This is a genomic window from Streptomyces sp. NPDC059247, from assembly GCF_042754005.1.
Classification (GTDB): Bacteria; Actinomycetota; Actinomycetes; order Streptomycetales; family Streptomycetaceae; genus Streptomyces.
Map to the genome: position 1 here is coordinate 292,533 of NZ_JBHYZW010000003.1, position 14,122 is coordinate 306,654.

The 14,122-nt window shown below is 73.0% G+C and carries 12 protein-coding genes; 7 read left to right on the forward strand and 5 right to left on the reverse strand.

The window, feature by feature from the left end; all coding sequences use genetic code 11:
- The first annotated feature begins 233 nt into the window (after positions 1-233).
- Genes ACFXGN_RS08385 through ybaK form a run of 3 tightly spaced genes read left to right on the forward strand, consistent with a single transcriptional unit; the run spans position 234 to position 2,546 of the window.
- Positions 234-1,262, forward strand: coding sequence for a hypothetical protein (locus ACFXGN_RS08385; protein ID WP_384855156.1), 1,029 nt, complete (start codon positions 234-236; stop codon positions 1,260-1,262).
- A gap of 11 nt (positions 1,263-1,273) precedes the next feature.
- Positions 1,274-2,011: an LON peptidase substrate-binding domain-containing protein gene (locus ACFXGN_RS08390; protein WP_384855158.1), complete on the forward strand. Its 738-nt coding sequence runs from the start codon at positions 1,274-1,276 to the stop codon at positions 2,009-2,011.
- A 37-nt stretch (positions 2,012-2,048) separates the two neighbouring features.
- Positions 2,049-2,546 carry a Cys-tRNA(Pro) deacylase gene (gene ybaK, locus ACFXGN_RS08395; RefSeq protein WP_384855161.1) on the forward strand — a complete coding sequence of 166 codons (498 nt, stop codon included), beginning with the start codon at positions 2,049-2,051 and terminating at the stop codon, positions 2,544-2,546.
- Positions 2,547-2,576: 30 nt separating this feature from the next.
- Here the strand turns inward: ybaK and ACFXGN_RS08400 are convergent, their stop codons facing one another.
- The 4 genes from ACFXGN_RS08400 to ACFXGN_RS08415 form a co-directional block, all read right to left on the reverse strand.
- The gene (locus ACFXGN_RS08400) at positions 2,577-3,203 is read right to left on the reverse strand and encodes a DUF2567 domain-containing protein (protein WP_384855163.1); all 627 of its coding nucleotides are present in this window, start codon (positions 3,201-3,203) and stop codon (positions 2,577-2,579) included.
- 34 nt (positions 3,204-3,237) lie between these two features.
- The gene (locus tag ACFXGN_RS08405; protein ID WP_384855892.1) at positions 3,238-4,056 is read right to left on the reverse strand and encodes an ABC transporter permease; all 819 of its coding nucleotides are present in this window, start codon (positions 4,054-4,056) and stop codon (positions 3,238-3,240) included.
- Positions 4,057-4,433: 377 nt separating this feature from the next.
- The gene (locus ACFXGN_RS08410; protein ID WP_384855166.1) at positions 4,434-5,414 is read right to left on the reverse strand and encodes an ABC transporter ATP-binding protein; all 981 of its coding nucleotides are present in this window, start codon (positions 5,412-5,414) and stop codon (positions 4,434-4,436) included.
- Positions 5,415-5,425: 11 nt separating this feature from the next.
- A complete protein-coding gene (locus ACFXGN_RS08415; RefSeq protein WP_384855168.1) occupies positions 5,426-6,736 on the reverse strand; it encodes an NYN domain-containing protein in 1,311 nt (436 codons plus the stop codon).
- A 214-nt stretch (positions 6,737-6,950) separates the two neighbouring features.
- On the opposite strand from ACFXGN_RS08415, the gene ACFXGN_RS08420 reads away from it, so the two are divergent.
- Positions 6,951-7,121, forward strand: a complete 171-nt coding sequence (locus tag ACFXGN_RS08420) for a hypothetical protein (protein ID WP_384855171.1) — start codon at positions 6,951-6,953, stop codon at positions 7,119-7,121.
- Positions 7,122-7,260: 139 nt separating this feature from the next.
- Here the strand turns inward: ACFXGN_RS08420 and dnaE are convergent, their stop codons facing one another.
- Positions 7,261-10,803, reverse strand: coding sequence for a DNA polymerase III subunit alpha (gene dnaE / locus ACFXGN_RS08425; RefSeq protein ID WP_384855174.1), 3,543 nt, complete (start codon positions 10,801-10,803; stop codon positions 7,261-7,263).
- 190 nt (positions 10,804-10,993) lie between these two features.
- Here dnaE and ACFXGN_RS08430 point away from each other — a divergent pair, with 190 nt between their 5' ends.
- The 3 genes from ACFXGN_RS08430 (at position 10,994) to ACFXGN_RS08440 (ending at position 14,024) form a co-directional block, all read left to right on the forward strand.
- The gene (locus ACFXGN_RS08430) at positions 10,994-12,316 is read left to right on the forward strand and encodes a DUF2252 domain-containing protein (protein ID WP_384855177.1); all 1,323 of its coding nucleotides are present in this window, start codon (positions 10,994-10,996) and stop codon (positions 12,314-12,316) included.
- A gap of 147 nt (positions 12,317-12,463) precedes the next feature.
- Entirely contained in the window at positions 12,464-13,150 is a 687-nt protein-coding gene (locus ACFXGN_RS08435) for a hypothetical protein (RefSeq protein ID WP_384855180.1), read from the forward strand.
- A gap of 58 nt (positions 13,151-13,208) precedes the next feature.
- Positions 13,209-14,024: a thioredoxin domain-containing protein gene (locus ACFXGN_RS08440; RefSeq protein ID WP_384855183.1), complete on the forward strand. Its 816-nt coding sequence runs from the start codon at positions 13,209-13,211 to the stop codon at positions 14,022-14,024.
- Positions 14,025-14,122 lie beyond the last annotated feature (98 nt).

Consider the following 14,122-nt stretch of genomic DNA (forward strand, 5'->3'; position numbering starts at 1 on the left):
GTCCGGCGGGGCTGCGGCCCGGGGGCGGCCCCCGGCTCCGGGGGTGCCGCTCGGGCGGGGTGCTCCGGCCGGGCGGGGCCGCCCGGCGGCCTCGTGGCGGCGCCGTGGCGGGACGGACCGTGGCCGGGAGGTGGCGGGTCGGGGACGGGGGGTGACCACCGTGTGAGAGAGCTGTGGGGCAGGGGTGAGACGGGCTGCCGAGGAGGCGGTGCGGGGAGAGAATATGTCGCACCATGTCCTTGCTCCGCGCCCTGTTCGGCGCCGTCCGACCGGCCCGGCCCGGCCCCGGGCCCACCGCCCGGTCCGTGCCGGACGACGACGTGCTGCTCGACGCCCCGGACGAGCGGCTCGCCCCGGCCCTGGTCGCCGCCGCCCTCGCCGACCCGGAGCCCGCGGCGAAGCTGCTCGCCACCACCCGGGACGCGGGCGAGTGGGAGGACCGCGACCGGTACGTCGTACGGCTCGCGACCTTCGCGTACAGCAGGGACGACTGGCTGACCCACTGGCTCACCGCCGCGCCCCACGACCCCGACGCCCTGCTCGTCACCGCGCAGCTCGCCGTGCGCCGGGCCTGGGGATCGCCCGCGCGGGCCGAGCGGCTCCGCGAGCTGGGCCCGCTGGTCCGGGACGTCGCCGAGGCGGCACCCCACGACCCGGTGCCCTGGCGCCTCGCCCTGGACCACGCGCGCGGGGCGCACGCCGGGCACGCCCTCTTCGAGTCGCTCTGGGAGCAGGCCGTGCGCCGCTCCCCGCACCACTACGGCAGTCATGTCGCGGCCCTGAAGTACCTCTCGGCGCAGTGGTACGGCTCACACCTCGCCGCCTTCGACTTCGCCGAGCAGGCGGCCGACGACGCCGCCCCGGACTCGCTCGTCCGGGCGCTGCCGGTCCGCGCCGCCCACGACCGGCTGCGGCTGCCGCCCCTGCGGGACCCCTCGGTGTCCGAGGCCAGGATCGACCGGGCGGCGGACCGGGCCCTCGTGCTGTCCGGCGGCTTCCCGGCGGGCGACCCGTGGCCGGCCGAGGTCCGCAACCTCCTCGCGTACGTCCTGGTCGAGCGGGCCCGGTGGGAGGAGGCGCGGGAGGAGTTCGGGCGGATCGGCGCCCACGCGACCTCGTTCCCGTGGGGCGCCGGGCGGGAGGATCCGCTGCGGGCCTTCCTGGCCGCGCGGGACCGGGCGGGGGGCGAACCGGCCCGTCGTGACCGGCCGCGGGGCGCCGGACGCGGCAGGACAGGGCGGGGCGGGCCCGGCGGCCATTAGTCTTGGGCGCTGTGACCACCGCTCGCCTGCCCCTCTTCCCGCTCAACGCGGTGCTGTTCCCCGGCCTCGTGCTGCCGCTGAACGTCTTCGAGCAGCGTTATCGCGCCATGATGCGCGAACTGCTGACCGTGGACGACGCGGAGCCGCGCCGGTTCGTCGTCGTCGCCATCCGCGACGGCCGCGAGGTCGCGCCGACCGGGTCCGGGATGCCGGACCGGGCCGCGCTGCCGGAGAAGGGCCCGGCGGCGGGCTTCGGCCCCGACCCCGTCCAGGCCTTCCACCGGGTCGGCTGCGTCGCCGACGCGGCGACGATCCGGGAGCGCGCGGACGGCAGCTTCGAGGTGGTCGTCACCGGCACGACCCGGGTGAGGCTGCTCTCGGTCGACGCGAGCGGACCGTTCCTGGTCGCCGAGGTCGAGGACGTCCCGGAGGAGCCGGGCGAGGAGGCCGAGGCCCTCTCCGAGGGGGTGCTGCGGGCCTTCCGCGCCTACCAGAAGCGGCTGGCGGGGGCCCGGGAGCGCTCGCTGACCACCAGTGAGCTGCCGGACGACCCCTCGGTGGTGTCGTACCTGGTGGCCGCCGCGGCCATCCTCGACGTCCCGTCGAAGCAGCGGCTGCTCCAGGCGCCGGACACCGCGACCCGGCTGCGCGAGGAGCTGTCGCTGCTGCGCGCGGAGACGGCGGTGCTGCGGCACCTGCCGTCGCTGCCCGCGGTGGACCTCACGCAGGCGCCGACGTACCCGAACTGACCGCCCCGGGCCCGTACGGCCCGCCGAGGAGGAGCACGTGGCGAAGAAGCAGAAGAAGAACACCGGCGGCACCCCGGCGACGGTGGCCCTGACGACCGCGGGCACCCCGTTCACGCTGCACGCCTACGAGCACGACCCGGCCTCCCCCTCGTACGGCGAGGAGGCGGCCCAGGCCCTCGGCGTCTCCCCCGACCGGGTCTTCAAGACGCTGGTCGCGGACGTCGACGGCGAGCTGACCGTAGCGGTCGTCCCGGTGGCGGGCCAGCTCGACCTGAAGGCGCTGGCCTCGGCGGTCGGCGGCAAGCGGGCCGCGATGGCGGACCCGGCGGCGGCGGAGCGCACCACCGGATACGTCCGGGGCGGCATCTCCCCGCTCGGCCAGCGCAAGCGGCTGCGCACGGTCCTGGACTCGTCGGCCTCGGACCACGCGACCGTCTGTGTCTCGGCGGGCCGCAGGGGCCTCGAAGTGGAGCTCTCCCCCGCCGACCTGGCCGCGCTCACCTCGGCGGTGGTGGCCCCGATCGGCCGTGTCTGACGGCCGCCGGGCGCGGGCCCGGCGGCCCGTTCAGCCGCCGTACGGCTTCGGCTCGCCCCACGGTCCGGGCTCCGGGTCGCGCGGGCCGAAGACGGCCGTGAGGCCCAGGTGGACGATCATCGCGGCGAGCGGCCAGGCCAGCATCGCGGCGGCCCCCAGGTTCAGTTCGAGGGGCGCCTCGAAGGAGATGTTGGGGCCGACGGCCTTGGCGTGGGCGACCACGTCGCTCGTCGGGCCGAAGTACGTCCCCAGGCCCCAGGCGAGCAGCGAGCCGAGGCCGCCGCCGAGCGCGAGCCCCAGCACCAGCGGCACACCGCCCTTGCGGCGCAGCAGGAAGACGACGAGCGCGGCGACCGCGCCGAAGGCCAGGGCGAGCAGGACGAACGTTCCGTCCGAGCCGATCGCCGCCTCCCCCTCGGAGTCGCGGAGGTAGACCCCCTTGCCGTCCGAGATGAGCAGGACGCGGGGGGCGAGATTCAGCCACAGGACCCCGAGGACCGCGCCCGCGATCGTCGAGACGAGGGTCACCAGAACGCCCTGGAGCACCTCGGTGCCCGTGATCGGGTCCCCGGCCGGGCCGGGGATCGACGGGGGCGGCGGGGGCCAGTCCGGGTCGTGCGACGAGGGCTGGTGAGGCGGAGTAAGGGGTGCGGTCACCTCGCCATCGTGCCAGGTGTCCCTGTGGCCCGCCTCAGCGGACGGCGGCCCGCCGGTAGGCCCAGGTGGCGACCGCGAGGGAGACCACGCCGACCACCGCGCACACCCCGAGGTCGAGGGAGACGGCGGCCCAGTCGGGGCGCGCCTCGAAGGTGCGGGCGAGGGCCTCGACGCCGTACGTGGACGGCAGCAGGTCCCGGGCCCAGCCGATCGGCTGGGGCAGTCGTTCGGCCGGGAGCACACCGAGGAGCAGCGCGGCCGACATGCCGAGCTGACCGAGGAGGGTGGCGAGTTCCTGGCGGGGGGCGAGGAGGCCGAGGGCGGCGCCGAGACCGGCGAGGGCCGCCCCGGCGAGCGGGACGACGGCGACGAGGATCCAGAGGTTGCCGAGCGGGAGCCCGAAGAGCACGGAGCCGGTGACGGCGGTGACGGCGGTGCCGGGAACGGTGAAGGAGGCGTACGCGCCGGCCGCGCCGAGGACGACGGCGGCGGGCGGCACGGGCAGGGTGGCGTAGTGGTCGAGGCCGCCGGTGGCCCGGAGCTGCCCGAAGTACTGGGCGAGCAGGTTGAGCGCGACGAAGGCGACGACGAGGACGGTGGAACCGGCCACGACGGCGCGCGCCTCGGACCCGCCGTCGACCACTCCGCGCATCAGGATCATGATCCCGACGGACTGGAAGGTGGCCACGAAGAGCAGCGGGATGCGGGCGACCCGGGCGCGGGAGAGCTGCGCGCGGTAGACGGCGGCCAGGGACGGCAGCAGCCGGGCGCGGGGGGCGAGGGGCGAGGGGGCGTCCTCGTCCTCGCGGGTCCGGACGGTGGGCGCGCCGGTCGGCAGGACCTCGGCGGGCACGGTGCTCACTGCGGACAGCTCCTGGGGTTCACGGACACGGGCAGGGCGGAGGGACCGGGCCCCGGCCCGGACAGGAACACCCTACGGCTCGCGCACGGACACGGGCTCCCGCACGGGCACGGGCCCACGCACGGACGAGGCCGCCCGTACGGGCACGGCCGCGGACCCGGGCGCGGACCTCGGCTCGGGCCCCCCGCCGGACGCGGAACCGGTCACGGCCGGGATCGTCCCCCGTACGGGACCGGACACGGGCCCCCGCGCGGGTGCGCGACCGGTCGGCGCCGAGCCCAGCCGCACGGGCGCGGCCCCTCGTACGGGCACGGGCGCGGCCCCCCGTACCGGCGCGGCGCCGGATGCGGGGCGCGGGGTGCTTCCCGTCATGCCTTCACCAACCCCTCCGTCGCGCCGCCGAGGGCCAGGTAGACGTCCTCCAGGCTGGGCGTGGCCAGGGTGAAGTCGTCGAGCGCGGCGAAGGCGGCGCCGCCGGTGACGGTGGCGACGGCGCCACGGGCCTCGTCGGGGGCGAGCCGGAGGGCCCAGCGGCGCCCGGTCTCCTGGGCGAGGTCGCGCAGGGCGGCGATCTCGGGCAGGTGGACGGGGGCCGACTCGCGCCAGACCAGTTCGACGCGGATCTCGCCCGCGACGCGCTCCTTGAGTCCGGCGGGCGTGTCGCAGGCGATGACCCGGCCGTGGTCGAGGACGGCGACGCGGTCGAGGACGGTCTCGGCCTCGATGACGTTGTGGGTGACGAGCAGCACGGTGGTGCCGTGCTCGGCGCGCCGCCGGTCGACGGCCGCCCAGACCGCGCGGCGGGCGACGGGGTCCATGCCGGTGGTGGGCTCGTCGAGGACGAGGACGGGGCGGTGGCCGACGAGGGCGGTGGCGAAGCAGGCGAGCCGCCGCTGTCCGCCGGAGAGCTTCTTCAGGGGCCGGGAGGCGAGCGGGCCGAGGCCCAGCTCGTCGAGGACGGCGTCGCGCTCGGCGCGGGCTCCGGCGGCGGTGAGGCCGCGCAGCCGTCCGGTGGTCTCGGCGGCGAGGGAGACGGTCAGCTCGTCGAGGGCGGTGGACTCCTGGCCGAGGTACGCGAGGAGGCGGGAGGCCCGCTCGGGGTGGCGCACCAGGTCGTGGCCGAGCATCCGGACGGTTCCGGAGTCGGGCCGCAGCAGACCGGTCAGCTGGCGCACCAGGGAGGACTTGCCCGCCCCGTTGGGGCCGAGCAGCCCGAAGACCTCGCCGCCGCGCACGTCGAGGTCGATCCCGTCGGTGGCCCGCACCTCGGGAGTCGCGGGCACACCCCGTCCGCCGCGCGTGGCGGGGTACGTCTTGACCAGGTCCCGCACCGCGCACACCGTACTCACGGGGGAAGAGCCTACGGGGTCGCCGGGCCCGCTCCGGGCGCGGGGGCGGGTTCGGCGGCGGCCCGGACGTCGATCTCGCGCCAGAACCCGGCCCTGATCGCGTACCGGTCGTGCTCGTCGATCTGGTCGTCCTTGTGGGCGAGCAGACCGAACCGGGCCGCGTAGCGGAGGAGTTCGCCGTCGATGCGGTGCGGGATGCGGGGGTAGAGGGTGGAGAGCTTCTGGACGTGGCCCTGCTCGGGGAGGCGTTCCATCCACCGGCGGGCGAACACCTGTCCGACCTCGAAGGGGTCGCCGCCGACGGTGGTGATGTCCTCCTCGCGGTCCGCCCAGCGCTGCTCCGCGCTGGTGAGGGTGGCGAGGGTCGGCAGGGAGGCGGTCTCGGGCGGTTCGCCGACCGTGGAGACCGGGCGCTCGACCCAGCCCCGGTCGGAGGACCAGCGGAGCGCGCTGGTGCCCTGCGGCGCGAGGGCGGGGGCGGGGGCGCTGCCGGGGGCGCGCAGTCCCGCCAGGTCCTTGGGGGTGGGGACGCCCTTGGCCGCGGGGACGGGGACGCCGGTGCCGTCCGGGTGGGCGCCGTCGCGGTCGTGCGCGGGGCCGGTGCCGTCGTGGGCCGGGGCGGCGGCGCGGGCGGCGGGGCCCCCGGCGGCGGCCTCCGCGGCCCGTTCGGCGGAGGCCGCGAGGGCCGCCTCGGGGAGCGGGGCGGAGAGGATGGCGGCGATCTCGGGGCGGGGCGCGGGCGGCGGGGCACAGAGGCCGCTGAGGTCCCTGGCGCGGACGGCCCGGGTGATCCAGGCGCGGTCGAGGACCCGCCGCTCGTCGGCCTCGGCGACGAGGTCCTCGGACTGGTTGTAGTCGCCGTCGGCGGCCTGGACGGCCCAGAGGTGGACGGCGACGCCGTGCTCCTTGGCCGACATGAGGCCGGGCAGCAGGTCGCCGTCGCCGGTGACCAGCACGATGTCGGAGCAGGCCCGGTTCCTGGCCAGCTCGGTCAGTTCGGTGTGCATGGCCGCGTCGACGCCCTTCTGGGCCCAGCGTCCGTCGCTCCTGGTCAGGGCACCGAGCCGGACGGTGACCCGGGGCATCACCCGGAGTCTGCGGTGCTCCGGCTGGGGGACGCGGTCGGGGGCGCCGTCGAACCAGTAGATCCGCAGCAGGGGCAGCGCCGTCTCGGCCTCGGCGCGCTGGCGCAGCTGCTGGATGAGCCCGGCGTGGTCGACGGTGATCCGGGAGCGGGCCGGCTCCCCGGCGAGAAGGCTGGCGGCGGCACCCAGCAGGTAGCCGGCGTCCACCAGGACGACGCAGCGGTCCACGTGTTCCACCCTCTTTCGGGAACCTCGGGATCGGATTTGCTTCGGATTTCCTTCGAGTCTGCCCGAAGGCCGGGGGCTCGACGGCCGGAACTGGATCATCGGCGTGGCGGATGTCACTTCCGGGCACCCGTTACGCTCCGTAATGATCCAACATGCGGCGGTTAGCACCGTATGTGAGTCTGACAGCGGCCCTGGCCCCTAGGTCCCCTTTGGAGGTAATCCCATGGCCAAGAACCGCAACCAGAACCGTGCCCAGAAGCAGTCCCCGGCCGAGCGCGGCACCCAGCAGGCACAGCAGTCGTCCCTCGAGTCACAGGCGGAACAGCGTTCCAGCCAGGTCACGCCAGGTGACGTGGCGCGCAAGGGACGTCAGAAGCGCTTCGGCCACAACTGACGGCACCCGCCACACCCATGGCAAAGGGGCGCGCCCGTGACGACGGGCGCGCCCCTTGCGCGTGGGTGCGGGGCCCCTCGGCGGGGCCCCGGGCGGTCGGCCGGGCGCGGGCGCTCCGGCCCCTACCGCCCCGGACGGGCTAGCCGGCCAGGCAGGACGGGCCGAGGAGCACCTTCAGGTCGCCGAAGAGCGCCGGGTCGGCCTGCACCCGGTGCCGGTCGAGCCGGAGCACGGTGGTGGTGCGGGGGCCCTGGAGCTTGATCCGGACCTCGGTGTTGCCCCGGTGGTGGCCGAGGATCTCGCCGAGCCGGGTGATCATCGGCGGGGTGACCTTCACGGTGGGGATGGTGAGGATCACGGGGGCGTTGGTCCCGGCGTTCGACAGGTCGGGGACCATCAGTTCCATGGCGACGAGCCGGGGCACGTCCTCGCGCTTGTCGAGCCGTCCCTTGACGAAGACGACCGTGTCCTCGACGAGCTGGGTGGAGACCAGCTGGTAGGTGGCGGGGAAGAACATGCACTCGATCGATCCGGCCAGGTCCTCGACGGTGGCGATGGCCCAGGCGTTGCCCTGCTTGGTCATCTTGCGCTGGAGGCCGGAGATGATGCCGCCGATGGTGACGACCGCGCCGTCGGCGTGCTCGCCGCCGGTGAGCTGGGAGATCGCCGCGTCCGTCTTGTCGGACAGGACGTGCTCGATGCCGAAGAGCGGGTGGTCGGAGACGTACAGGCCGAGCATCTCGCGCTCCTGGGCGAGCAGGTACGACTTCTCCCACTCCACGTCGGAGAACTCGACGTCGAGGCCGAAGCCGGGCTCGTCGCCGCCGCCGTCGTCGTTCATGCCGCCGAACAGGTCGAACTGTCCTTCGGCCTCCTTGCGCTTGACCGCGACCACGTTGTCGATCATGGGTTCGTGGTGGGCGACCAGGCCCTTGCGGGTGTGGCCCATCTCGTCGAAGGCGCCCGCCTTGATCAGCGACTCGACGGTCCGCTTGTTGCAGACGACGGCCTCGACCTTGTCGAGGAAGTCGGGGAACGTGGAGTACTTCCCCTTGGCCTTGCGCGACTTGATGATCGACTCGACGACGTTGGTGCCGACGTTGCGGACGGCGGAGAGGCCGAAGAGGATCACGTCGTCGCCCTGGGCGGCGAAGTTCGACTCGGACTCGTTGACGTTCGGCGGGAGCACCTTGATGCCCATGCGGCGGCACTCGTTGAGGTAGACCGCCGACTTGTCCTTGTCGTCCTTGACGGAGGTGAGCAGTCCCGCCATGTACTCGGCCGGGTGGTTGGCCTTGAGGTAGGCGGTCCAGTAGGAGACCAGGCCGTACGCGGCGGAGTGGGCCTTGTTGAAGGCGTAGCCGGCGAAGGGGACCAGGACGTCCCAGAGGGCCTTGATGGCCGCGTCGCTGAAGTCCTTCTTCTTGGCTCCCGCCTCGAAGATGACGAAGTTCTTCGCCAGTTCCTCGGGCTTCTTCTTGCCCATCACCCGGCGGAGGATGTCGGCCTCGCCGAGCGAGTACCCGGCGATGATCTGGGCGGCCTTCTGCACCTGCTCCTGGTAGACGATCAGGCCGTAGGTGACCGCGAGCACCTCTTCGAGCGGCTTCTCCAGCTCGGGGTGGATCGGGGTGATCTCCTGCTGGCCGTTCTTGCGGAGCGCGTAGTTCGTGTGCGAGTTCATGCCCATCGGGCCCGGCCGGTACAGGGCGGACACGGCGGAGATGTCTTCGAAGTTGTCGGGCTTCATCAGCCGCAGCAGCGAGCGCATGGGGCCGCCGTCGAACTGGAAGACGCCGAGGGTGTCGCCGCGCTGGAGCAGTTCGAAGGTCTTCGGGTCGTCGAGCGGCAGGGCCAGGAGATCGAGGTCGATGCCCTTGTTGGCCTTCACCATCTTGACGGCGTCGTCCATGATCGTGAGGTTGCGCAGGCCCAGGAAGTCCATCTTGAGCAGGCCGAGCGACTCGCACTGCGGGTAGTCCCACTGCGTGATGGTGACGCCGTCGGTGTGCCGCACCCAGATCGGGGCGTGGTCGACGATCGGCTCGCTGGACATGATCACACCGGCCGCGTGCACGCCCATCTGGCGGACCAGGCCCTCGACGCCCCGGGCGGTGTCGATGACCTTCTTGACGTCCGGCTCGTTCTCGTACATCGCACGGATCTCACCGGCCTCGCTGTAGCGGGGGTGGGAGGGGTCCGTGATGCCGTTGAGGTCGATGCCCTTGCCGAGGACGTCGGCGGGCATGGCCTTGGTGAGCCGGTCGCCCATGGCGTACGGGTAGCCGAGGACGCGCGCGGAGTCCTTGATGGCGTTCTTGGCCTTGATCTTGCCGTAGGTGCCGATCATGGCGACCTTGTCGGAGCCGTACTTCTCCGTCACGTACCGGATGACCTCGACGCGCCGACGCTCGTCGAAGTCGATGTCGACGTCGGGCATCGAGATGCGCTCGGGGTTGAGGAAGCGCTCGAAGATCAGTCCGTGCGGGATCGGGTCGAGGTCGGTGATGCCCATGGCGTACGCGACGATCGAGCCGGCCGCGGAGCCCCGGCCGGGGCCCACGGCGATGCCCTGGCTCTTCGCCCACATGATGAAGTCGGCGACGACGAGGAAGTAGCCGGGGAAGCCCATCGAGATGATGGTGTCCATCTCGTACTCGACCTGCTTCATGCGGTCCTCGGGGATGCCGCCGGGGAAGCGCCGGTCCATGCCCTTCATGGTCTCCGCGCGGAACCAGGTGACCTCGGTGTAGCCCTCCGGGATGTCGAACTTCGGCATGAGGTTCTTCTCGACGAACATGCCGTCGGTGGAGATCTGCTCGGCGACCAGCAGGGTGTTGCGGCAGCCCTCCTGCCAGGCGTCCGAGGAGTCCACGGCGTACATCTCGTCGGTGGACTTCAGGTAGTAGCCGGTGCCGTCGAACCGGAAGCGGTCCGGGTCGGAGAGGTTCTTGCCGGTCTGGATGCACAGCAGGGCGTCGTGGGCGGTGGCCTCGTGCGCGTACGTGTAGTGCGAGTCGTTGGTGACCAGCGGCGGGATGCCGAGCTTCTTGCCGATCTCCAGGAGCCCGTCCCTGACCCGGCGCTCGATCTCGATGCCGTGGTCCATCAGCTCCAGGAAGTACCGCTCCTTGCCGAAGATGTCCTGGTACTCGGAGGCCGCCTTCAGGGCCTCGTCGAACTGACCGAGGCGCAGCCGGGTCTGGAGCTCGCCCGAGGGGCAGCCGGTGGAGGCGATGAGCCCCTCCGACCACTGGGAGATGGTCTCCTTGTCCATCCGGGGCCACTTCTGGAGCCAGCCCTCGGCGTAGGCGTCGGAGGAGAGCTTGAAGAGGTTGTGCAGTCCGGTGGCGTTGGCCGCCCAGATCGTCTTGTGGGTGTAGCCGCCGGAACCGGAGACGTCGTCGCGCTTCTGGTGCGGCTGGCCCCACTGGATCTTCCGCTTGTTGCGGCGGGACTCGGGGGCGACGTACGCCTCGATGCCGATGATCGGCGTCACACCGGCCTTCTTGGCCGTGTGGAAGAAGTCGTACGCGCCGTGCAGGTTGCCGTGGTCGGACATGGCGATGTGCGTCATGCCCATCTCGTTGCACGCGTCGAACATGTCCTTCAGCCGCGCGGCACCGTCCAGCAGCGAGTACTGGGTGTGGACGTGGAGGTGCGTGAAGGGCGGCTTGGTCACGACGGGAGGCCTCCGGGAAACGACGGACTACAGGCTGCGGACAGTCTGGGGGGACAGCGCCGAAGTCTACGTCCCGCGAGTGACAACCGGCGGGCACTCGCGACTAGGGTCGCGCGTTGGGAGACAGGGAACACCTGTCCCAATTGTCGTGAACATTCTCTGAGCGCGCCCGGTACCAGGAGGCATCTCGATGTCGGTCCCCCAGCCCACCGCAGCGGAGCGCGGTGAGCACGTCCTCGCCGTCTTCGACACCGCCTTCGGCGAACTGCTCGCCGCCGACCCCGCGGCCTTCCGCGTGAAGTTCCGGAAGATGGCCGGTTCCGCCTTCGCGTTCTACCGGGGCACCGCCTGCCTCTTCTACGCGGACCTGGCCGACGAGGCCGAGGGCGGCCCCTACCTGGACGAACGCACCGGCCGGGTCTGGATCCACGGCGATCTGCACGCCGAGAACTTCGGCACGTACCTGGACGCCAACGGGCGCCTGGTCTTCAACGTCAACGACTTCGACGAGGCGTACGTGGGCCCCTTCACCTGGGACCTCAAGCGGCTCGCCGCCTCCCTCGCCCTCATCGGGTACGCGAAGGCGCTCAGCGACGAGCAGATCACCCACCTGGTCCGGATCTTCGCCGCCTCCTACCGGGAGCGGATCCACGCGCTCGCCCTCGGCCCGGGCGAGGAGCTGCCGCCGTTCACCCTGGACACCGCCGACGGCGCGCTGCTCGCCGCGCTCCGCGACGCCCGCGCCCTGACCCGCTTCGGGCTGCTCGACTCGATGACCGAGATCCGGGACTTCGAGCGCCGCTTCTCCCCCGGCGGCGGGGCGATCGAGCTGGACGCCGCCGCCCGCTACAAGGTCCTCGCCGCCTTCGACGGCTATCTGGAGACCCTGCCGGAGTCCAGCCTCGCCCGCCCCGACTCGTACCGGGTGAAGGACGTCGTCGGGCGGCGCGGCATCGGCATCGGCTCGGCCGGTCTCCCCTCGTACAACATCCTCCTGGAGGGCCCCAGCGACGCCCTGGAGAACGACGTCGTGATCTACCTCAAGCAGGCGCAGACCCCGGCGGTCTCCCGGCACGTGACGGACCCGGCGGTACGGGGGTACTTCCGGCACGAGGGGCACCGCACCGTGATCTCGCAGCGGGCGCTCCAGGCGCACGCCGACCCGTGGCTGGGCTGGACCGAGCTGGACGGCGCCGGTCAGCTGGTCGCGGAGGTCTCGCCGTACGCCGTGGACCTGGACTGGTCGGACATCGACGACCCCCGGGACATCGCGCTCACCGTCGCCGACCTGGGCCGGGCGACGGCGACCATGCACGCGGCGGCGGACGAGTCCAGCGGCCACTCCCTCGTGCCGTTCTCCACCGAGCGGGCCATCGACGCGGCCATCGCCGCCGACGAGGAGGGCTTCGGCGCCCTCCTGGTGGACTTCGCGCACGCCTACGGGGCACGGGCGCGGGCCGACCACCAGATCTTCGTGGACCTCTTCCGCAACGGCCGGATACCGGGGCTCTGAGCGGCGGGGACCGGGCCCGTGGGGTTCCCACAGGGGCGGGGACCGGTCCCGTGGGGTTTCCCACAGGGGCGGGGACCGGTCCCGTGGGGTTTCCCACAGCTTCCCCTTAGGCACGCCCTACCGCCCGGCGTGGGAGACTCGCCGACGATGGACATGGCAGGGACGCAGCTGAGGGCGCTGCGGGCGGCGCTCTTCACGGCAGTGGTCGTGACGCTGTCCGTGGCGTCCCACGTGCTGCTCTCCCGCGTGCCGCTGCCGCTCGGCACGGTCGTCCCGGTCGCGGTCGGCGTCTTCGCCGTGGCGTACCTGCTGGCGGGCCGCGAGCGGGGGTTCGGCCCGATCGCCGGGCTCCTGGTCCCGCTGGAGCTGGCCGCCGACACGCTCTTCACCAGCGGTCAGGCGATCTGTTACGGCCCCGCCGGCGGACCGGTCGCCGGTTCGCTGCGCTCGGTCGGCGTGGAGGTCTTCTGCGGCGGCGCCCTCGGCGCCCCGCTGCCCGGCGTGGCGGGTCCGGAGGGCGGCGGCGCGGCAGCCGTGCTCGCCTCCCCCGACCCGGCGCTGCCCTGGCTGCTGCTCGGCGTCCACGTGGGCGTCGGCCTCGCGGCGGCGCTCTGGCTGCGCGGCGGGGAGCGGGCGCTCGCCCGGCTGCTGGACGCGGTGGGGGCCTTCGCCTTCCGGCCGCTGCTGCTCGTGACCGCGCTGCTGCGCGCCGGAGGTCCGGCGCCCCGGCGCGCGGGACGGCCCTCGGCGCGCCCCCGGGCCTCCCTGGCCCGGTTCCTCACCCACTCCGTGGGTCGGCGGGGACCGCCGTGCCCGCGCCTCGCACTCGTCTGAGCGCGGCGCACGCGCACGCAGTCCCCCTTCTTTCCTCACCTTCACGGAGATCATCGCCATGAGCGCACGCAACAACCAGTCCAACAAGGCCGCCGCCCGCGAGCGGCTGCGCGTCGAGCGCGAGCAGCAGGCGAAGAAGGACCGCGTCCGCCGCCAGGTGGTCGTCGGCGTCTCGGCGGTGGCGGTGCTGGCCGTCGCCGGAGGCATCGGCTACGCGGTCGTCCAGGCCAACAAGCCGTCCGCCTGGCAGGCCGCCGCCGACGCGAAGACCGTCGTCGCGCCGAAGAACACCTCGGGCACCGACGGCACCACGGTCGTCATCGGCAAGGACTCCGCGGACAAGACCCTGGAGCTGTACGAGGACTCGCGCTGCCCGATCTGCGCGACCTTCGAGCAGTCCGTGGGCGCGATCGTCGAGAAGGACGTCGCCGAGGGCAAGTACAAGGTCAAGTACGTGGGTGCCACCTTCCTCGACAACGGCGCCGGGGGCGAGGGCTCGAAGAACGCCCTGTCAGCGCTCGGCGCGGCCTTGGACGTGAGCCCCGAGGCGTTCCTGAAGTACAAGGCGGCGCTGTACTCGGCGGAGTTCCACCCGGAGGAGAACGACGACAAGTTCAGCAAGGACTCCTACCTCCTGAAGGTCGCCGACTCGGTTCCGGCGCTGAAGGGGAACGCGGCCTTCAAGAAGAACGTCGAGGAGGGCACCTTCGACGCCTGGACGCTGAAGATGTCGAAGGCCTTCGACGACAGCGGGGTCACGGGCACGCCGACCCTGAAGATGAACGGCAAGACGCTGACGGTGGAGGGCAGCCAGAACCCGCCGCTGACGGCGGAGCAGTTCGAGACGGCGATCACCGCCGCGCTGAAGGGCTGACGGCCGCGCTGAGGGGCTGACGCCCCGGCAGAACCCTCACCCGGCCCCGGTCCGCCCGCTCCACGCGGTGCGGACCGGGGCCGTGGTGCTGGAGGGCG